Annotated in this window: 14 protein-coding genes and 1 pseudogene; 7 read left to right on the top strand and 8 right to left on the bottom strand. The window is 58.9% G+C overall.

The window, feature by feature from the left end; translation table 11 throughout:
- Positions 1-251 precede the first annotated feature (251 nt).
- Together AB5Y85_RS11025 and AB5Y85_RS11020 are read left to right on the top strand one after the other, a co-directional pair.
- Positions 252-1,889, top strand: a complete 1,638-nt coding sequence (locus tag AB5Y85_RS11025; protein WP_257687393.1) for a PAS domain-containing methyl-accepting chemotaxis protein — start codon at positions 252-254, stop codon at positions 1,887-1,889.
- Positions 1,890-2,456: 567 nt separating this feature from the next.
- A complete protein-coding gene (locus AB5Y85_RS11020; protein ID WP_257687392.1) occupies positions 2,457-3,272 on the top strand; it encodes a nucleotide-binding protein in 816 nt (271 codons plus the stop codon).
- 424 nt (positions 3,273-3,696) lie between these two features.
- Here AB5Y85_RS11020 and cysC read toward each other — a convergent pair whose 3' ends face one another.
- The 5 genes from cysC to cysG form a co-directional block, all read right to left on the bottom strand.
- Positions 3,697-4,287 carry an adenylyl-sulfate kinase gene (gene cysC / locus AB5Y85_RS11015; RefSeq protein ID WP_257687391.1) on the bottom strand — a complete coding sequence of 197 codons (591 nt, stop codon included), beginning with the start codon at positions 4,285-4,287 and terminating at the stop codon, positions 3,697-3,699.
- Positions 4,288-4,425: 138 nt separating this feature from the next.
- A complete protein-coding gene (locus AB5Y85_RS11010; protein WP_257687390.1) occupies positions 4,426-6,150 on the bottom strand; it encodes an SLC13 family permease in 1,725 nt (574 codons plus the stop codon).
- 4 nt (positions 6,151-6,154) lie between these two features.
- Positions 6,155-7,582 (bottom strand): sulfate adenylyltransferase subunit CysN, encoded by a 1,428-nt coding sequence (gene cysN / locus AB5Y85_RS11005; RefSeq protein WP_257687389.1) that lies wholly within the window; start codon positions 7,580-7,582, stop codon positions 6,155-6,157.
- A 12-nt stretch (positions 7,583-7,594) separates the two neighbouring features.
- Positions 7,595-8,527: a sulfate adenylyltransferase subunit CysD gene (gene cysD / locus AB5Y85_RS11000; RefSeq protein WP_320109984.1), complete on the bottom strand. Its 933-nt coding sequence runs from the start codon at positions 8,525-8,527 to the stop codon at positions 7,595-7,597.
- Between the two features lie 72 nt (positions 8,528-8,599).
- Positions 8,600-10,048 (bottom strand): siroheme synthase CysG, encoded by a 1,449-nt coding sequence (gene cysG, locus AB5Y85_RS10995; protein ID WP_257687387.1) that lies wholly within the window; start codon positions 10,046-10,048, stop codon positions 8,600-8,602.
- A 197-nt stretch (positions 10,049-10,245) separates the two neighbouring features.
- Here cysG and AB5Y85_RS10990 point away from each other — a divergent pair, with 197 nt between their 5' ends.
- On the top strand, positions 10,246-11,169 hold the full coding sequence (locus AB5Y85_RS10990; protein WP_005335703.1) for an SPFH domain-containing protein: 924 nt from the start codon (positions 10,246-10,248) through the stop codon (positions 11,167-11,169).
- Positions 11,166-11,621, top strand: coding sequence for an NfeD family protein (locus tag AB5Y85_RS10985; RefSeq protein ID WP_005343235.1), 456 nt, complete (start codon positions 11,166-11,168; stop codon positions 11,619-11,621). Before AB5Y85_RS10990 ends, AB5Y85_RS10985 begins: the two co-directional genes overlap by 4 nt.
- Positions 11,622-11,690: 69 nt before the next feature.
- On the opposite strand, the gene AB5Y85_RS10980 is transcribed toward AB5Y85_RS10985, so the two are convergent.
- Positions 11,691-13,796: a methyl-accepting chemotaxis protein gene (locus AB5Y85_RS10980; RefSeq protein ID WP_047439602.1), complete on the bottom strand. Its 2,106-nt coding sequence runs from the start codon at positions 13,794-13,796 to the stop codon at positions 11,691-11,693.
- 140 nt (positions 13,797-13,936) lie between these two features.
- Between AB5Y85_RS10980 and nadA the strand changes: the two genes are divergently transcribed.
- Positions 13,937-15,010 (top strand): quinolinate synthase NadA, encoded by a 1,074-nt coding sequence (nadA, locus tag AB5Y85_RS10975; protein ID WP_257687386.1) that lies wholly within the window; start codon positions 13,937-13,939, stop codon positions 15,008-15,010.
- 70 nt (positions 15,011-15,080) lie between these two features.
- Here nadA and AB5Y85_RS10970 read toward each other — a convergent pair whose 3' ends face one another.
- Both AB5Y85_RS10970 and gap read right to left on the bottom strand, forming a co-directional pair.
- Positions 15,081-15,947 carry a D-hexose-6-phosphate mutarotase gene (locus AB5Y85_RS10970; RefSeq protein ID WP_257687385.1) on the bottom strand — a complete coding sequence of 289 codons (867 nt, stop codon included), beginning with the start codon at positions 15,945-15,947 and terminating at the stop codon, positions 15,081-15,083.
- A gap of 86 nt (positions 15,948-16,033) precedes the next feature.
- Positions 16,034-17,029, bottom strand: a complete 996-nt coding sequence (gap, locus tag AB5Y85_RS10965; protein ID WP_005335708.1) for a type I glyceraldehyde-3-phosphate dehydrogenase — start codon at positions 17,027-17,029, stop codon at positions 16,034-16,036.
- Positions 17,030-17,376: 347 nt separating this feature from the next.
- On the opposite strand from gap, the gene malQ reads away from it, so the two are divergent.
- Both malQ and AB5Y85_RS10955 read left to right on the top strand, forming a co-directional pair.
- A complete protein-coding gene (gene malQ / locus AB5Y85_RS10960) occupies positions 17,377-19,566 on the top strand; it encodes a 4-alpha-glucanotransferase (protein ID WP_257687384.1) in 2,190 nt (729 codons plus the stop codon).
- 82 nt (positions 19,567-19,648) lie between these two features.
- Positions 19,649-20,096, top strand: a pseudogene (locus AB5Y85_RS10955) (1,4-alpha-glucan branching enzyme); the annotation flags it as partial.

Here is a 20,096-nt window from a genome sequence, read left to right as displayed (position 1 = left end):
GTCGGTTCGTGGTTCCTTCGCATCAAGCTGCTGGCTCCCAGCTTATGGGCTTGTCCAGAATAGGTTGCAAATTGCAGATGCCGCAGAGGCACACCCCGTCTGCTCCGTTGCATATTGCAAACAGCAACGGTCTTTTCCTGCCAAAACGACACTAATAACACATCAATCATTAGCTTTTGCCAGCTGGCCTGCCCTTTGCACACGTCTTGATACAGATCAAAATTTAACCACCACAGCTCGGGAGCAAGGCCATGAGAATCAATCAACCGGTTACCCAAAGAGAGCGTCTCTATCCAGACCACCAGAGCCTCATCTCCACCACGGATCTGGAGAGCCGCATCACCTACGCCAACGAGGAGTTCTGCGAGATAGCAGGCTTCTCGCTCGACGAGCTGGTGGGGGAACACCACAATCTGGTGCGTCATCCTGACATGCCGAAACAGGCCTTTGCCGATCTGTGGAACCATATCCGCGAAGGCAAGAGCTGGATGGGGCCGGTGAAAAATCGCTGCAAGAGTGGCGATCACTACTGGGTCAGCGCCTTTGTCACCCCCATCAAGGATGCCAGCGGCCGGGTGGTGGAGTATCAGTCGGTGCGCACCGCCCCGAGCGAGGAGATCAAACAGCGGGCCGAGAAGGTCTATGCCGACCTTCGCAACAACAAGCTGCCGCTGGCGCTCAAGCTGCCCACCTTCTCCCATACCCTGACCATCAACCTCTGCCTGCTGCTGAGCCTGCTCGCCATGTTTGCGCTGGGCTACAACCACGACATGAACTGGCAACTGGCGCTGGCCGCCCTGCCGCTGGCGATAGCGGCCATCACCCTGAATGCCCTCTCCCGCCGCCTCGGCAAGCTCAACAAGATGGCCCGCAGCCGCTTTGACAACCCGCTGATGCAGCTGCTCTACACCAACAAGGTGGACAACATCGCCGCCATCGAACTCTCGATGGTGATGAATCAGGCCGAGTTCAACGCCGTGCTGGCCCGCACCCAGCAGACTTGTAGCAAGATCCTGCAGGCCGCCGAGGGGGATCTGCGCAACGCCGAATCCATCACAGACAACCTGCAACAGCAGCAGGCCGAAACCAATCAGGTAGCCACTGCCGTGACCGAAATGTCGGAATCCATTCGCGAGGTGTCACAAAGTTCGACTGACTCCTCCAGCCTGCTGGATGAAACGGCCGTGCTGTTCAAGAGCGGCAACAGCAGCGTGGCCGAAACCGTGGCTGCCGTGGCGGGTATGAACAGCGAGCTGACCACCTCCAAGAGCGTGATCAGTGCGCTGGTCGGCCACTGCCGCGATATCGACGGCATCCTCGATGTGATCAACAACATCGCCAACCAGACCAACCTGCTGGCCCTCAATGCCGCCATCGAAGCGGCCCGGGCTGGCGAAGCGGGTCGCGGCTTCTCGGTAGTGGCCGACGAGATCCGCACGCTCGCCATCAAGACCCAATCCTCGACCAGCGAAATCCAGAAGATGATCACCGAGCTGCAAACCAGCGCCGGGGATGCAGAACAGGCGATGGAGAAGGGCTGCCAACTCTCCGAAAGCTGCCAGCAAAAAGCCTCGGCGACCGGCACCATACTCCAGCAGATCAACGATATGCTGCAGCAGGTGGCCTCTGGCAGCGGCCAGATTGCCCAGGCGGTACAGGAGCAGTTCCACGTCACCGCCGAGATCAACCGCAACGTACTCAGCATCAAGACCCTGGCCGATGACTCCAGCGTCGGCAGCCAGCACGCCGTGCACGGCATCACCCAACTGGTCAATCAGTTGAGCGATCTCGACCGGCTGGTACGCCAGTTCCAGAAAGGGGCTCCGGCAAGCCAAAGCCGCTACGAAGTGGCCGCCACCCGCGCCGTGCCGGTTCGCCAAGCCAGATAACCACTACCCAAACAATCACCGCAGAAAAACCCTATGGGCCCGCAGGCCCATAGGGTTTTTTAATGCCCGCCAGCAAGAGGCGACACTGCCGTTTCACTGTCCGATTTCCCTCTGCGCTGATGGGCCCAAGCGGTTGAGTGACCACATTTAAACCCATTAATGATTAATTTATTGATCTTGCTCAGGAAACGGCCCGCTTGCGCTTTTCACCCCAGCCCCGTTCGGTAACATAGCCGCTTGGCAACCTCTTGCAGGAGTCAGCCATGAGCCAAACCAGTTCCAAATCACAGGTAAAAGCAGCAAGCTGGAGGCTGGAATTCAGGGGCGGTAGCGTTGTTTTTACAGGTTGGTATAGAGCGTAGCGAACTCCAACAGACGAGATAATCTGGCTGAACGAACGATAGTCATTGCACCGACTAGGCGGAATAAAGCAAGCAAAGCAGCATGTTTCGCTGCAGTAAATTTTGAAGGGGCCTCCATCAGCTCAATATCTACATTCGCGCTGGATAGCCTAAAAGCAGATTCCGCCTTGCTTATAAAATTATTTAGGCCTCTAGGAGAAATAAAATGGATAGCCAGATAGCAGTTTTGGAACATCTAATTGAAGAGGGAAAAAAATTCAACTTTGGAAACTTTTGCTATCCAAACGAGAGTTTCCGAGGTGATTTCGGTGGTAAAGATAAGGCGGAGTGGTTAGAGTGGAAAACCCGCTCATTAAATATCGTAAACAAATTAATGGAAAGGAACAGTCCAGCGGCAAAGCTTGCTGCTGTTGCTAGCGAAATTCCAACATCAGGTTTTAAACCTGAAAATTTTGAGAGAGCAAAATCATCCTTTTTAAAAGCCCTTGAAAATACCCGCGATGCATTACATGAAGACTTGTTTGGTGAACTAAACAAAAGCGGAAGCGAAAATACATCACCAGCACTTTCCAACAAAGTTTTCATCGTTCACGGACATGATTCAGAGCTAAAAAATGATGTGGAGCGATTTATTCACGAGATTGGTTTGCAACCTATAGTGCTACACCGCCAAGTCGATGCTGGCGCAACAATCATAGAGAAGTTTGAAAAACACAGCGATGTTGGATATGCATTCATCCTCCTCACTCCAGATGAGATCGCCTATACGATAGATCAAGAAGCACTCCATGATGGAGACAGAAAAAAGGAGTCTCGTGCAAGGCCCAATGTCATTTTTGAGTTCGGTTATTTTGTTGGGAGACTCGGCCGAAAAAGAGTTAGCTGTCTACACAAAGGTGATGTTTCAATTCCCAGTGACCTAGCGGGTATCGTATACAAGAAAATAGACACATCTATCGAATCGCAGGCATACTCTATAATCCGCGAACTCAAAGCCGCAGGATACAAAATCCAAGTTTAACAACGCAAACCATACACACACATTATTATCAGGGATGGTCTCCATCCCTATTCCGTTTAATTTCACATACATCAACCCATGAATTATCTATTTTTCCACTAAAAAATTACGTTACAAATAAGGCTACCCCTCAAATTCATAAAATGAATGAAAACCTAGCCCGTAGGTTCGAATAGCGCAGCGTATTCGGACAATGGCGAATAACCCCGCCGCGATATAAGCAAGGATCGGAAGATCCCTTTGCGGGGTTGCTATCGACCGCCTTGGGGTGGCTCAAGGCTCGTCGGTGCCACTATAAGCTGGATTTATTGGTTTTCCGATAATGACCCAACTTTTGCTTATAGTGGTGGCCGCCTACCCATAAGCGCCGGTGGTGGCCAGCTTAAGGGGCGCCGGGCGCTTGTTATAGGTTCTTCCGATCCAACTACAGGTAGTTCCCCTGCCGCAGGGCGGTCAGCAACTCATCCACCAGCGTATCTACCGGTTTACCGGCATTCAGCAGATGAATTTCCGGCTGCTCCGGTGCCTCGTAGGCGGAGTCGATACCGGTAAAATTCGTAATTTCCCCTGCCCTAGCCTTCTTGTAGAGCCCCTTGGGGTCGCGCTCTTCACAAACGGCGAGCGGCGCATCGACAAAGACTTCGACAAACTCCCCTTCGCCCAAGAGGCTGCGCACCAGCTCGCGCTCGGCACGGAACGGCGAGATAAAGGCGGTGAGCACGATCAGGCCCGCATCCACCATCAGCTTTGCCACCTCGCCAACCCGGCGGATATTCTCCTGCCGCGCAGCATCATCGAAACCGAGATCACCGCAGAGGCCGTGGCGCACATTGTCCCCATCCAGCAGATAGGTGTGCTTGCCTTGTGCCGCCAGCGCCTGCTCCAGCGCTCCCGCCAGGGTCGATTTGCCCGCCCCGGAGAGCCCGGTAAACCAGATCACCAGCGGCTTTTGCCCTTTCAATTCGGCCCGACTCTGTTTGTCCACGGCATGCTTGTGCCACACGATATTGCTCATCCCACACTCCTTGATTGGCGCTCACGCCTCAAAACTTAAACGGTCCGGCACCACGGGGAGCCGCCTCGGACTATCAGCCGACAACGTGCTGGTGCCATGGTATTGCTCATCCAACACGCCTTGATTGGCACTTACGCCTTAAAACGGAAACAGCAGGGGCACCATCACAATCACCCCGAGGCTATAGGCCAGCGAGACCGGCAGGGCCAGCTTGAGGTAGTCCGGCATCTTGTAGTTGCCCGCGGCATAGACCATCAGGTTGGTCTGGTAGCCGTAGGGCAGGATAAAGCTGGAGCTCGCCCCGAACAGCACCGCCAGAATAAACGGCATGGTCGAGACATCCATGCTGAGTGCCAGCTGGTAACCCATGGGGAAGGCCAGCGCAGCGGCGGCGTTATTGCTCATCAGTTCGGTCAGCACCAGCGTAAACACATAGATACCGATAAAGGTGATGATGGGGCTGGCACCGTTGAACTCCCCCATCAGCCAGTCGGCGATAAGCTTGGCCAGTCCGCTCTTTTCCAGCTGATCGGCGATGGCGAGCGCCCCGCCCACCACCAGCCAGATATCCAGCGGAAAGCGGCGGCGGATCTCGTCCAGGGTCAGAATGCGGGTAAGCAGCAGCACCACCAGCATCAGCAGCAAGCCCTTGAACAGCGGCACCAGATCGAATACCGAGAGCGCCAGCACCCCGAGAAACCCCAGCACCACGGCGGCGCTGCGCTTGCCATCGAGGCGGGTAGAGGCTTCCAGCCCGCTCACCACCACAAACTCCCGCCCCAGCGACTTGTTGCGGGCAAACTGGGGACCGGGGGCCAGCAGCAGGGTATCACCGGCGTGCAGTTCAATCTGGCCGAGGCCGCCGGTAAGCTGGGTTTCGCCGCGACGCACCGCCAGCACCACCGCATCGAAGTGGGTACGAAACTCGGCATCCTTGATGGTCTGCCCCACCAGCCGCGAGCTGTGGCTGACAATCACCTCCACCAGATGCTGGCCGTTGAGGCGGTGCTGGCCGTAGAGATCAAGCCCCTTCATCTCCTGCAATACGCCGACGCTCTCCACATCGCCGCAAAAGAGCAGCACGTCCCCTTCGTGCAGTTCGTGTTCCGGCTGCACCGGGCAGATCACCTGCTCGCCGCGAATGATTTCCGCCAGATAGAGGCTTTTCAGGCTGCGCAGGCCGTTCTCCTTGACGCTGCGCCCCGCCAGCGGTGAACCGGCGCCCACCTTGGCCTCGAGAAAGTAGCCGGATTCGCGGCTCATCTCGGTATCCTGCTCCGGCAGGTGACGGGCAAACAGCAGCACGGCCACCAGACCGGTCAGCAGGGTGCCCGCCCCCACCATAAAGAAGTCGAACATGCCAAGCGGCGGTGCCCCCATCTTGATGAGGAAGCTGTTGACGATCAGGTTGGTGGAGGTGCCGATCAGGGTCAGCACCCCGCCAAAGGTGGCCGCGAAGCACATGGGCAGCAGCAGCCGCGACGGCGCGTGGTTGGGGTTGCGTTTGACCGCTCCCAGCATGGAGGCCACCACGGCGGTGTTATTGACGAAGGCCGACAGGAAGGCGGTGGAGAACCACACCTTCACCAGCACCTTGTTGAATGAACCCGTGCCCACCAGATTGGCGAACCAGCTCATGATGCGGGTCTTCTCCACCGCCAGCGACACCAGCAGCAACAGCACCAGCGTCAACAGAGCACTGTTGGTGTAGCCCGCCACCACGGCGTTGATATCCGCCAGCCCGCTCAGGTAGGTGATGAGCACGGCGCCCGAGAAGAGCAGCGCCGGGCGGAGTTTGCCCTGGATCAGCAGGGCCACGAGAGCAGCCAGCAGACCCAGCACCAGGAATTGTTGCCAGGTCATGGGCTTACTCCTTGCTTGTGTCGTTACCGATGGCAAGGGCTTGCCAGTGCGGGAAGTGCTTGCGCACCAAGGCGTTGAGCTCGATTTCGAACTCGCTGTAGTGCCCTTTTACCGCTTTGGCGGCCAAGCCTTCCACTATCATGCCGGCGCCGACGGTGACATTGGTCAGCCGGTCGATCAGGATAAAGCTGCCGGTATCGCGGATCTCCTGATACGGGTCGAACGCCACCGGATCGGTGAGGCTCAGCTCGCACAGGCCGATCTCGTTGAGCTTGAGCTCGCTCGCAGGCAACTCGTCCAGCTTGTTGATCTCGATGCGATGGCGGATAGCCTCCACCTGACCGCGACTCTTCTTGGTGGCCAGTTTGACGTCGTAGACCCGCCCCGGTTGCAGGGACTCCTCCCCCATCCAGACGATATGGGCCAGCACATTCTGGGTCACTTGCGGCCGCTTGGCGGCATCCACCAGCAGGTCGCCGCGACTGATGTCGATCTCGTCGGCAAAGGTGACGGTGATGGCCTGCCCCGGCAGGGCGTACTCCAGATCCCCGTCGAAGGTGACGATGCGGGTCACAGTGCTCTCCTTGCCCGACGGCAGCACCGCAAGCCGGTCGCCCACCCGCAGGATGCCGGAGGCGAGCGTCCCCGCGAAGCCGCGAAAATCGAGGTTGGGGCGGTTCACATACTGCACCGGCAGGCGCACCGGATGACGCTCCAGCTCGCGCTCAACCTCGGCAGACTCCAGCAGGGAGAGCAGGGTTTCGCCTTCGTACCAAGCCAGCTTGTCGCTCGGGTTGACCACGTTGTCGCCATCCAGCGCCGAGACCGGCACGATATGGATAGTGTCGACGCTGAGCTTTTTGGCGAACTCGCGGTAGTCGGCACTGATGCGCTCGAACACCTCCTGACTGAACTCCACCAGATCCATCTTGTTGACCGCCACCACGAACTGCTTGATACCGAGCAGGCTCGCGATAAAGCTGTGGCGGCGGGTCTGATCCAGCACGCCTTTACGAGCGTCGATCAGAATGATGGCCAGATCGCAGGTGGAGGCGCCGGTCGCCATGTTGCGGGTGTACTGCTCGTGGCCCGGAGTATCCGAGATGATAAATTTGCGCTTGGCGGTGGAGAAATAGCGGTAGGCCACGTCAATGGTGATGCCCTGCTCGCGCTCAGCCTGCAGGCCGTCTACCAAGAGCGCCAGGTCCAGCTTCTCGCCGGTGGTGCCGAGCTTCTGGCTGTCGGACTCCAGCGCTTTTAGCTGATCTTCATAAATCTGCTGGGAGTCGTGCAGCAGGCGACCGATAAGGGTGCTCTTGCCGTCATCCACGCTGCCGCAGGTGAGAAAACGCAGCAGACTCTTGTGCTGCTGGGCGTGCAGATAGGCTTCGATGCCCTGTTCGGTGATGGCGGTCTGAATATGGCTGTTCATGCTGACGACTCCTTAGAAATATCCCTGACGCTTCTTCTGCTCCATGGAGCCGGCCTGATCGTGGTCAATCAGCCGCCCTTGCCGCTCGCTCGAGGTGGTGAGCAGCATCTCTTCAATAATTTCCGGCAAGGTGGTGGCATCGGATTCGATGGCCCCGGTCAGCGGGTAGCAGCCGAGGGTGCGGAAGCGCACCAGCTCCTGCTTTACCTCATCCTCGGCGGTGAGCGGCATGCGCTCGTCATCCACCATGATCTTGATGCCGTTGCGCTCCACCACCGGGCGCATGGCCGCGAAGTAGAGCGGCACTATGTCGATGTTCTCGAGATAGATGTATTGCCAGATATCCAGCTCGGTCCAGTTGGAGAGCGGGAACACCCGGATGCTCTCCCCCTTGTTGACCTGGCTGTTGTAAACGCGCCACAGCTCCGGACGCTGGTTCTTCGGATCCCAGCGGTGGGACTTGTCACGGAAGGAGTAGACCCGCTCCTTGGCGCGGGACTTCTCCTCGTCGCGACGGGCGCCACCGAAGGCGGCGTCGAAGCCATATTTGTTGAGCGCCTGCTTGAGCCCCTCGGTCTTCATGATGTCGGTGTGCTTGCCACTGCCGTGGACGAAGGGGTTGATGCCCATGGCGAGCCCTTCCGGGTTCTTGTGGACGATGAGATCCAGCCCGTACTTCTTGGCGGTCTCGTCGCGGAACTTGATCATCTCCTTGAACTTCCAGTCGGTGTCGACGTGGAGCAAGGGGAACGGGATCTTGCCAGGATAGAAGGCCTTGCGGGCCAGATGCAGCATGACGGAGGAGTCCTTGCCGATGGAGTACATCATCACCGGGTTTTCAAATTCGGCAGCCACCTCGCGGATGATATGGATGCTCTCGGCTTCCAGCTGCTGCAAGTGCGTCAATCTTTCACGGTCCATGTTGGTCCTCGGGTCATTGCTTATGCGCCTGCTCGGGGCGCTGGGTGGTTCAGTTCGCGGCCGCGCTGGCAGCCGCATCAAATATCTCTTTCTCGGTCAGGCCAGCTGCACCAGCTTGAGGTCGCAGCCATCGAGATCCGGGTTAGCGCGCAGCGGCTCGCCGCTTTTTTCTCCGCTCTTTTCTCCAAACCAGGCGAGCCGCTCGCGCAGGGCAACCACTTCGCCGATGACGATAAGCGACGGGCTCACCGCCTGTTTGGCCAGCTCGGCCAAGTCGGCCAGCGTGCCGGTCAGCACCCGCTGACGGGATGTGGTGCCGCGCTCGATGATGGCGATGGGGGTGGCTTGGCTTCGGCCGTGATCCACCAGCTGCTGCTGGATATGCTCGGAGCGCATCAGCCCCATGTAGATCACCAGGGTCTGACTGGTGGCGGCCAACTGCTGCCAGTCAGGCTCCTTGCCCTCTTTCTGACAGTGGCCAGTGATAAAGACGGCGCTCTGGGCGTAATCACGGTGGGTGAGTGGAATACCGGCATAGGCGGTGGCACCGGCAGCAGCCGTGATGCCGGGCACCACAGAGAAGGGGATACCTTCGTCGGCCAGCACTTCCAGCTCCTCGCCACCCCGGCCAAACATAAAGGGATCGCCCCCTTTCAGCCGCACCACCCGATTGCCCGCCTTGGCGTACTCCACCAGCAAGCGATTGGTCTCCTCCTGCGGCACGCTGTGGGCGCCCGCCTTCTTGCCGACCGACACCAGAGTGGCGTCGCGGCGCACCAGATCGAGGATCTCGGCGGAGACCAGCTGGTCGTAAAGCACCACTTCAGCCTGTTGAATCTGTTGCAGCGCCTTGAGGGTCAAGAGGCCCGGATCGCCGGGGCCCGCCCCCACCAGCACCACCTCGCCCACTTCGCTTTTCGCCTGATCGAGGCCATCGCTCAGCCACTGCTCGGCACCTTGCCAATCCTCTTTCTCAATCAGGCTGGCGAGAGTGTTGGAGGCAAAAGCGCGCTCCCAGAAGCGGCGGCGGTCGGATATGGAAGAGAGCACCCGCTTGGCCTTGTCACGGACCCGACCTGAGAGCTCGGTCAGCCCGCCAAGATGGCGCGGCAGCAGACTCTCCAGCCGCTCGCGCAGCAGGCGCACCAGCACCGGCGCCTTGCCACCGCTGGAGACCGCCACCATCAGCGGCGAACGATCGATGATCGAGGGAAAGATAAAGCTGGAGCGCTTGGGGTCATCCACCACGTTGACGAACAGACCCAGCTGGTTGGCACTTTGATAAACCAGTGCGTTGACTTCGAGGTTGTCGGTCGCCGCCACCACCAAAATCTGACCAGCCAGATGGGCCGGAGTGAAGCGCTCCGCCAGATGGGTGAAGCGACCGGTGAACTCAGCGAATTCCGGTTCAAGATCCGGGGAGACCAGGGTCAGCCGGGCTCCGGCCGCCAGCAGCAGGCGCGCCTTGCGCAGGGCAACCTCGCCCCCGCCCACCAGCAGTACCGGGCGGCCTTCCAACTTGGCAAACATAGGTAAATAATCCATTTCGGCCCATCCCTCGGAACACGACTAATATGGGGCGACTATAGGCAGGGCAGCTTATCCCTCAAAATAATAAAAAATGCTTTTTAATGCGTTTTAGTAATTAGCAAAGCCAATTCATGACAAAGGCGTACGAAGTCACTTGTGGTACCTGACGCCAGACCATAGGCTAGGGACTGTGTTTCATAAGGAGCTAAATGATGAATGAATCATTGATTGTGCTAGGGATTTTCGTGTTCCTGGTGCTCGCCACCCTGAGCGCGGGTATCAAGATAGTGCCCCAGGGCTACAACTGGACGGTGGAGCGCTTCGGCCGCTACACCCGCACCCTGACCCCGGGTCTCAACCTGTTGATCCCCTACGTGGATAGGGTCGGCCACAAGATCATCATGATGGAGCAGGTGCTGGATATCCCGGCACAAGAGGTGATCTCCCGCGACAACGCCAACGTCACCATCGACGCCATCAGCTTTGTGCAGGTGGTGGATGCCCGCAAAGCGGGTTACGAGGTCAACGATCTCACCAGCGCCATCCGCAATCTCACCATGACCAATATGCGCACCGTGCTCGGCGCCATGGAGCTGGACGAGATGCTCTCCCAGCGCGACACCATCAACGAGAAGCTGTTGCGCACCATGGATGCCGCCACCGCCCCCTGGGGCATCAAGGTGACCCGCATCGAGATTAAAGATGTGCGCCCGCCGCTGGCACTGGTCGAGGCGATGAACGCCCAGATGAAGGCCGAGCGCCAGAAACGGGCCGAGGTACTGGAAGCCGAAGGGGTGCGCCAGTCCAAAATCCTGAAAGCGGAAGGCGAAAAGCAGTCCCAGATCCTGAAAGCCGAAGGTGAGCGTCAGGCCGCCTTCCTCGCTGCAGAAGCACGGGAGCGGGCTGCAGAAGCGGAAGCCAAGGCGACCCATATGGTTTCCCAGGCAATTGCGGAAGGAGACCTGCAGGCCATCAACTACTTCGTGGCTCAGAAATATACCGAAGCTCTGGCCCGCATCGGTGAAGGCCCCAACAGCAAGATCATCATGATGCCGCTGGAAGCGGGCAGCCTGATTGGCTCTGTGGCTGGCATGGCCGAGCTGTTCAACAAAGATGGCAAGGGCAGCAAGTCATGACAGCCCTGTTAGAGGGGCTGACCCACTGGCACTGGCTGGGGCTCGGCTTCATTCTGCTGGCCATCGAGGTGCTCGGCTCGGTGGGCTTTTTGCTCTGGACCGGCATCGCCGCGCTGGAAGTGGGGCTACTGCTGCTGATCTGGCCCTTTGGCTGGCAGGCGCAGTTGCTGCTGTTTGCGGTGCAATCCCTGCTCACCACCTGGGTCTGGTGGCGCTGGCAGCACCAGCGTGACAACTCGGGTCAGGATGCCGCCAGCACCATCAACGAGCGGATGCAGAGCTATATGGGCCGCGAGCTAACCCTGCTGGATGATGTCGCCCAAGGCACCAGCCGGGTGCATCTGGACGACACGGTCTGGACGGTGCGCTGTGACGAGTCTCTGCCGGCGGGTAGCAAGGTCAGGGTGGTGGGGGCCGATTCCCACATCCTGCTGGTTGAACCCCGCAACTGACGCAACTCTGCCATCGAGTCATGAAAAAGCCCGCGATCGCTCGCGGGCTCTTGTCTCTCTGGCTGCCACTCAGGTACGCAGCCGATCGAGCTGACTGGCGAGCGCCGTGGCTGCTTGCTCCAGCGCCTCGCTCAGTTGATGGCTGGAGCTGGCCTCCTGCCCGATCACGTTGGCGGTATCGCCGATCCGCATCAGGTTCTGGTTGATGGTATCGCTCACCGCACTCTGCTGCTCGGCGGCGGTAGCTACCTGACTGATGTGGTCGTGGATCTGCTGGATCTGCGCCACCACCCGATTGAGCGCCTCAAACGCCTGCTCGGTACCCTGTACCGTGGTGGTGGAGCGCTCGATACCGGTATTCATCAGACGCTGACTGCTGCTCACCTCGGTCTGCAAGCTGCCAATCAGCTGGCCGATCTCGTCGGTCGATTCACGGGTCTTGGTCGCCAGCGCCCGCACCTCGTCCGCCACCACTGCAAAGCCACGCCCCATGTCCCCTGCCCGTGCAGCTTCGATGGCGGCGTTGAGGGCCAGCAGGTTGGTCTGCTCGGCAATGGCGCGGATCACATCGAGGATCCGGCTGATATTGGTGCTGCGCTGGGCCACCAGCGCCACCGCTTTATCCGCCTCATGCATATCACCGACCAGAGTATGGATCTCGTTGCGGGCATTGCTGAGGGTCTGCTGGGCGGTATTGATGTGGTGGGTCGCCGCTTCCGACTCCTGCGCCGCCTGCTCGGCATAACCTGCCACGCTGACTGCCGTGGTGCTCATCTGGTGCATGGCGCTCACCACGCTCTCCAGCTCCAGATTCTGCTCATCCAGACTGTTGCGCATGGTGTCGGCGGTATGTTTCATCTCCCGCGCCTGCTGGTAGACCTGCTGACCGATCCCCTTGCTCATTTGCACCATGCCCCGCAGCTTGCCGAGGAAGGCATTGAGCTGGGACCCCAGATCGATCAGCTCCTGATGGGTGTCGATCTCCACCTGCTGGGTCAGGTCACCCTCGTTGCTGGAGAGGTGGCCCACATGGCGGCTGATAAGAGAAAGCGGCGCTGTGATGGTCTGGATAAACCAGACCAACAGCCCCAGCACCAACAGGGTAATCCCGCCCATGGCGATGATCTGCTGCCGCTGGGCATCCACCAGCAGGGCGCCCAGTTCATTGCTGATGGCGTGCGCCTTGCCGAGCGCCAGCGCCTTGGGCACCTTGATCATCAACCACCACTGGGTATTGGCTGCTTCAACCCGGATGGGCTGATGAAGAATGAAGTCACTGTCGCTGCTGACCGGCTGACCGTCAGGCAGGGTCAGGCCCACCTCCTTGAGTGGACGGCCCAGCTTGTCGGCATAGCGGTTGCTGCCCACAATCAGCCCCATCTTGCTGACCAGGGTCACATCCGCCTTGTTGTCATAGAGGCTCTTGCCAAGGTTTTCAGCCAGTTGCTGGAAGATGGGCAGGTTCATATCCACCCCGGCCAGCCCGACAAACTTGCCGTCACGCAGCACGGGCACCGTCAGACTGGTCATCAGCATCTTGTTGCCCGGGCTGATTTCGTAAAGGTAGGGCTCCATCAGGCAGGGCTGGCGGGTATCGCGACCACAGAGATACCACTCGCTGTTGCGAATGCCAAACTCGTTGAGGGAGGTATCAAACTTGGCCTCGCTGGCAGCGGCGTCCACCGCTTGCTGAGCGACGGCCCCTCCCTGATCCTTGGTGAAATAGACCTCCAAACTCCCCTTGCCTGCCACCGAGTGGCTGGCCCCGCCCAGCCAGTTGCCATCCTCGCCATCATAGCCGTCCGGTTCAAACTGGGCGTAGATGGAGCTGATCCCGCTCGCCTGTTGCAGGCTGCTGCCGAGCAGAGACTCCACTTGGGGTCGCGACAAGCGCAGTTCCGGTTTGGCCATCCCGGCTTCAATCTGGGCGGTCACGGTCAGGGGGATCTGATAGGAGTTCTGCATCAGCGAGGCAATCTGGATGGCATAGCGTTCTGCCTGATACTGCAGGCTGCGGGAGACCTCCTCTTCCAGTGCATCGCTGGTCTGGGTCATCACCATGTTGCGAAGGGAGCTGAAAGAGGCCGATTGCAACAGGGTCATGGCCAGCCCGGTCAGCAAAAACAGCCCCATGGTAAGGCACAACAGCTTGAACTTGAGGGAACGTTGCTTCATGCGACAACTCCTTATGGCAGAATAACAACGAATTACTTGAGTATATTCGCCCACTTGCGCTTCACCCGATTTGTTGATGGGTTTGTGGCAGGCTTCTGGTTATAATTTTTGCCTTCCCGAGCGTTGATGGAACAGTCGCAATGAGCAATGCACTGAGCAGTGTCCCGCCGGTAGTCGCGATGGACTACCCCTTTCCGGCCAAACCTCTTCCCCTGAGTGCCGAGCAGAGAACGACCTTGACCACAGAAATCAAGGCGCTGCTCAAGGAGCGCAAAGCGGTACTGGTCGCCCACTACTACACGGATCCCGAGATCCAGGCGCTGGCCGAAGCCACCGGCGGTTTCGTCGGTGACTCGCTGGAGATGGCCCGCTTTGGCCGCGATCATGAGGCACAAACCCTGATCGTCGCCGGGGTGCGCTTTATGGGGGAAACCTCCAAGATCCTGAGCCCCCACAAACGGGTGCTGATGCCGACTCTGGAGGCCGAATGCTCCCTCGATCTGGGCTGTCCCATCGAGCAGTTCTCCGCCTTCTGCGATGCCAATCCCGACCACACCGTGGTGGTCTATGCCAATACCTCGGCGGCGGTCAAAGCACGGGCTGACTGGGTCGTTACCTCCAGCATCGCGCTCGAGATCGTCGAACACCTCGACAGTCTGGGTCACAAGATCATCTGGGCCCCGGATCGCCATCTGGGTGCCTATATCGAGAAGAAGACCGGGGCGCAGATGCTGCGCTGGCAGGGCCACTGCATCGTCCACGACGAGTTCAAGGCCCGCGCCCTGCGCGAGCTGAAAGAGCAGAATCCGGATGCCGCCGTGCTGGTTCACCCGGAATCCCCCGCTTCGGTGATCGAGCTGGCCGATGCGGTCGGCTCCACCAGCCAGCTGATCAAGGCAGCCAAAGAGCTGCCCCAGCAAAAGCTGATCGTGGCGACCGATCGGGGCATCTTCTACAAGATGCAGCAGGCTTGTCCGGAGAAAGAGATGGTGGAAGCACCGACCGGTGGCGATGGCGCCACCTGCCGCAGCTGCGCCCACTGCCCCTGGATGGCGATGAACGGTCTGGTGGCGATCAAGGAGGCCCTCACCGATGGTGCCGAGCGCCACGAGATCCATGTCGATGAAGATCTGCGGGTCAAAGCCTTGATCCCCCTCGATCGCATGCTCAATTTCGCCGCCGAACTCAAGCTCAAGACCCAGGGCAACGCCTGATTGCCACCGTCACGAGATGCAAAGAGGGCTCCCGCGGGAGCCCTCTTTATTTATCTGAACCTCATCCTGCTCAGATGATCACGGTGGAGAGGCTGTGCTCTTCATCCGGCGCAACGGTCACACCCGCCTCGCCAGCGATGGCTGCTTCGACGCAGAGCATGGTGCGATAGCCATCGTCGCTCATGTCGGCCATGGCGGTGGCCCCTTCCAGCCAGGGGGTCCAGACCACCACGCTGTCGTGGTTGCCACTGACAACCCGGCTCTCGCGCTCACCATCCTGCACGCTCACCAGCGCCTCTGGCTGCCAGTAAACCCGATCCAGCGGCCCGCTCAGGGTCAATGCCCCCTGCTGCTTGGCATCCTGTCCGGTCAGCTTGTCGGCATAGGGCTCGCCCAGGCCGGTGACGCTTACCGCCTCTGGTGCGCTGATCTGCAAATAGGTGTGCAGCGCACCGCTATAGGTCAATGGCTGAGCACCTGTGTTGCGAGTGGTCAGCACCAGCGAAAGCTCTTTGCCCACCAGCACGTCTAGTTCCAGCTCGAAGGAGTGATCCCACAGGGCGCGGGTTGCCTCGCTGTCGCGCAGGGAAAGATGAACAAGCGTGCCGTCAGCATGATCGGAGACCCCGTCCAGCATCCAGAGGGTGGTACGGGCAAAACCGTGGGAGGGCTTGCCGCTACCGACGCGGGCGGGCGCCGGGCCAAACCAGGGCCAGCAGATCGGGATACCACCACGAACAGGCTTGCTGCCATCCAGCACCGCTTTGTCGCTCAGCCAGATAGAGGCCGGCTCGCCATGACGCTGATAGCTCAGCACATGGGCGCCAAACAGGCTGATCTCGGCCTTGGCATAGTCGTTATTAATGGTGAGAACCGGCAGACCGGCCGCATTGTTGGCAAGCTTGCAATTGGCTGTCAGGGGACGAATGAATTGCATGTGGACTCCTGTCATCAGGGGAAACCGAAAAACAAAAAGGCGGCCAATGGCCGCCTTTTTCAAGCTACGCGATTGCGCATCCCAAATTACTTGGAGATGTGAGCGATCAGATCCAGAACTTTGCTGGAGTAGCCCATTTCGTTGTCGTACCAGGATACAACTTTAACGAATTTGTCGTTCAGCTGGATACCAGCCTTGGCGTCGAATACGGAGGTCTGACGCTCACCCAGGAAGTCGGTAGATACAACTTCGTCTTCGGTGTAGCCCAGAACGCCTTTCATAGCGCCTTCGGAAGCAGCTTTCATCGCTTCGCAGATTTCTGCGTAGGTGGCAGCTTTCTTCAGGTTAACGGTCAGGTCAACAACAGACACGTCCGGAGTCGGAACACGGAAAGCCATACCGGTCAGCAGGCCTTTCAGTTCCGGGATAACTACGCCAACAGCTTTGGCAGCACCGGTAGAGGACGGGATGATGTTCTGAGCCGCACCGCGGCCACCGCGCCAGTCTTTGGCAGACGGACCATCAACGGTCTTCTGGGTAGCAGTGGTAGCGTGAACGGTGGTCATCAGGCCAGACTCGATACCGAAGGTATCGTTCAGAACCTTGGCGATCGGTGCCAGGCAGTTGGTGGTGCAGGAAGCGTTGGAAACGATGTCCTGGCCAGCGTAGGTAGAGTCGTTAACACCCATTACGAACATCGGGGTAGCGTCTTTGGACGGGCCAGTCAGAACAACTTTCTTGGCACCAGCAGCGATGTGCTTACGAGCAGTCTCGTCGGTCAGGAACAGACCGGTAGCTTCAGCAACAACGTCAACACCGATTTCGCCCCACTTCAGGTTGGCCGGGTCACGCTCAGCGGTAACACGTACGGTTTTGCCGTTTACAACCAGGTTGCCGTCTTTAACTTCAACGGTACCGTTGAAACGACCGTGAGTTGAATCGTACTTCAGCATGTAAGCCATGTAGTCAACATCGATCAGGTCGTTGATACCAACAACTTCGATGTCTGCACGCTCGCAAGCCAGACGGAATACGAAACGACCGATACGGCCAAAACCGTTAATACCTACTTTGATAGTCATATTTAGTTACCTAACTGTTCAGTAGTCAAAGAAAATTCCGCTTGTAAATTTACTAGAACTCTCCGGTGAGTCAACCAACATTCTGTCTGAAATTGCGCTATATCATGAAAAACTGTGAAATTAATTTTCTGTTTATGTAACTGATTACCACGTTTTGACGAAAAAAGTGCCAGATCGTGGCATCGCGCAGATATCAACAATAGTGCCTACTCGGTCACACAACCATTCACAGAGATATGTAAAAATGTGCGCGGTTTAGCATGGCCAAAGAGCCACTGTTCAAGTACCACCCCATAAAAATCAAACAAAATAGTATAGATAGAATCCACAGCGGGAATTCTCAAACTATGACCACCCTGATTGAACAGCTGGCTGCCGCAAAAGGTATCGCCAGCGAGTATGTCGATGCCTGGGGCCACCCGGCCCAGGTATCAGAAGAGAGCAAGGCCGCCATGCTGGGCGCCATGGGCTACCGCGTCGATGACGAGGCCGCACTGGTGCAGCAGCTGGAAGAGGAGCATCGCCAGCACTGGCTGCGGGCGCTGGATCCTGTGATGGTGGTTCGCACCGGCGACGCCGTTACCCTTGAGGTTCGCCTCCCCATCGAATTCGTCAACGACGCCCTCACTTGGCAGCTCCAGCAGGAGCAGGGTGCAGTGCTGTCCGGTCAATTCACCCCCATCGAGGGTGAGCTGATCGGCGTGGCCGAATTTGAAGAGATGGAGTGCCAGGCCTATCGCGTCACTCTGGATATGGCCCCGGAGCTGGGTTATCACCAGCTGGTGCTGCTGGAAGAGGGCAATGACGAACCGCTGGCCACCATGCGCCTCATCGTCGCCCCCAAGGCTTGCTACAAACAGGCGCCGATTGCCGATGGCCGCAAGGTATGGGGCCCGAGCGTGCAGCTCTACTGCCTGCGCAGCCGCCACAACTGGGGTATCGGTGATTTCAGCGATCTGGGCCAGCTGGTCGAGAAAGCGGCCGCCTGGGGTGCCCACTTCGTCGGTCTCAACCCTATCCACGCCCTCTATCCGGCCAATCCGGAGAGCGCCAGTCCCTACAGCCCCTCTTCCCGTCGCTGGCTCAACGTGGCCTATATCAATGTGGAAGCGGTGCCCGAATTCCAGCAGAGCGCTCGCCTGAAGGCGGAAGTGGCGAGCCCTGCCTTCCAGCAACATCTGGCCGATCTGCGCGCCAAAGAGAACGTCGATTATACCGGCGTGATCCAGACCAAACTCGGCATGCTGCGTCAGGTGTTCGATGAAGCCAGCCTTGGCGCCGAGCGTCAGGCCGCCTTTGATGCCTTCGTGGCCGCCGGTGGCGACAGCCTGCAACAGCAGGCAGCATTTGATGCCCTGCAGGCCCACTTCTATGCCAAAGGCGAAAATGCCTGGGGCTGGCCGGTATGGCCGCAGGAGCTGCGCGATTACCACAACCCTGCCGTTGCCGCCTGGATGGCCGAGCACCCGCAAGATGTCAACTTCTACCTCTATCTGCAGTTCCTGGCCGACGAGCAGCTGGCGCAAGCCGATGCCCGCGCCAAGGCTGCCGGCATGGTGATGGGGATCTATCGGGATCTGGCGGTGGGCGTCTCCGAAGGCTCCACCGAGATCTGGGCCAACCGGGATCTCTACTGCCCGAAAGCCTCGGTCGGTGCGCCGCCCGATATCCTCGGCCCGCTCGGTCAGAACTGGGGCCTGCCCCCGATGAACCCGAACAAGCTGTTTGAAGCGGCCTATCAGCCGATGGTGGACTTGTTCCGTGCCAACATGCGCTCCTGTGGCGCACTGCGTATCGACCACGTGATGGCCTTGCTGCGCCTGTGGTGGGTACCGCCCGGAGCGTCCGCCGCCAAGGGCGCCTACATCTACTATCCGGTCAACGATCTGCTGGGCATTCTGGCCCTCGAATCCCACCGCAATCAGTGCCTGCTGATCGGCGAGGATCTGGGCACTGTGCCGGAGGGGATCGACGTGACCCTGAAAGAGAACGGCGTTCACTCCTACAAGGTGTTCTTCTTCGAGCGCTCCAAGGAAGATGGCGGCTTTATCTCCCCGGCGCACTACACCGAGCAGGCGATGTCGGCCCTGACCACCCACGACATGCCGACCCTCAAGGGCTTCTGGCACTGCGATGACCTGGCACTCGGCCGTCAACTGGGTCTGTATCCGGATGAAGATGTTTTGAAGACTCTGTATGCTGATCGCCACCAGGCCAAACAGCGGATCCTCGACAGCTTGCATGCCCACAAGGTCATCTCTGACAACATCAGTCATGACGTGAACTGGGTCGGCATGAACACCGAGCTCAACCACGGTCTGCAGATCCACATGTCCCGCGGCAGCTGCGCCCTGTTCAGTACCCAGCTGGAAGATTGGCTGGAGATGGACAAGCCGGTCAACGTACCGGGCACCAGTTACGAATACCCCAACTGGCGCCGCAAGCTCTCCGCTGATCTGGAAGATATTTTTGCCAATGAGGCACTCAAGGCACTGGCTGGCAAGATGAGCCAAGCCCGTGATGAGGCCAGTCGTTGAGACGCTGTCTCCCACAGCGATCTCACCTAAATCCACTCCGGCTTCGGCCGGAGTGGATGCTCTGTCATGAAAGGAAATCTCGATGCTCGTTGAACGTTTGGTTGCTGCCCGCTGTTCCGATCCCTTCTCTCATTTAGGCCTGCAGGCCAATCCGGATGGGCCCGGCCTTAAACTGACCGCCTGGTTGCCTGATGCCCTCGAAGTCCGCGTCAAGGATCTCAAGTCGGGCAAAGTCGTTGCCACCCTGGCGCCCACCGATGAATCGGGTCTTTTTGAAACTGTTTTCACCCGCCGCAAAAACGCCTTCCCCTATCAGCTGATCGCCAGCTACCAAGATGCCACCACCGAGGTCATCGACCCCTATCAGTTTCAGGATGCCGCCTGGGCAGGCCTGGCCGAACTGACCGCCCAGCCGGAAAACCTCTACCACACCCTTGGCGCCCAGCTGCGCACCGTGGAGCATCTTGGCCAGCAGGTGGAAGGGGTACGTTTTGCGGTCTATGCACCGAGCGCCACCGCCGTGAGCCTCA

Source organism: Aeromonas sp. R3-1 (assembly GCF_040908345.1).
In the GTDB taxonomy this organism is placed as follows: domain Bacteria; phylum Pseudomonadota; class Gammaproteobacteria; order Enterobacterales; family Aeromonadaceae; genus Aeromonas; species Aeromonas veronii.
The sequence above is the reverse complement of the archived record's forward strand: the minus strand, read 5'-3'. Positions and strand labels throughout refer to the sequence as shown.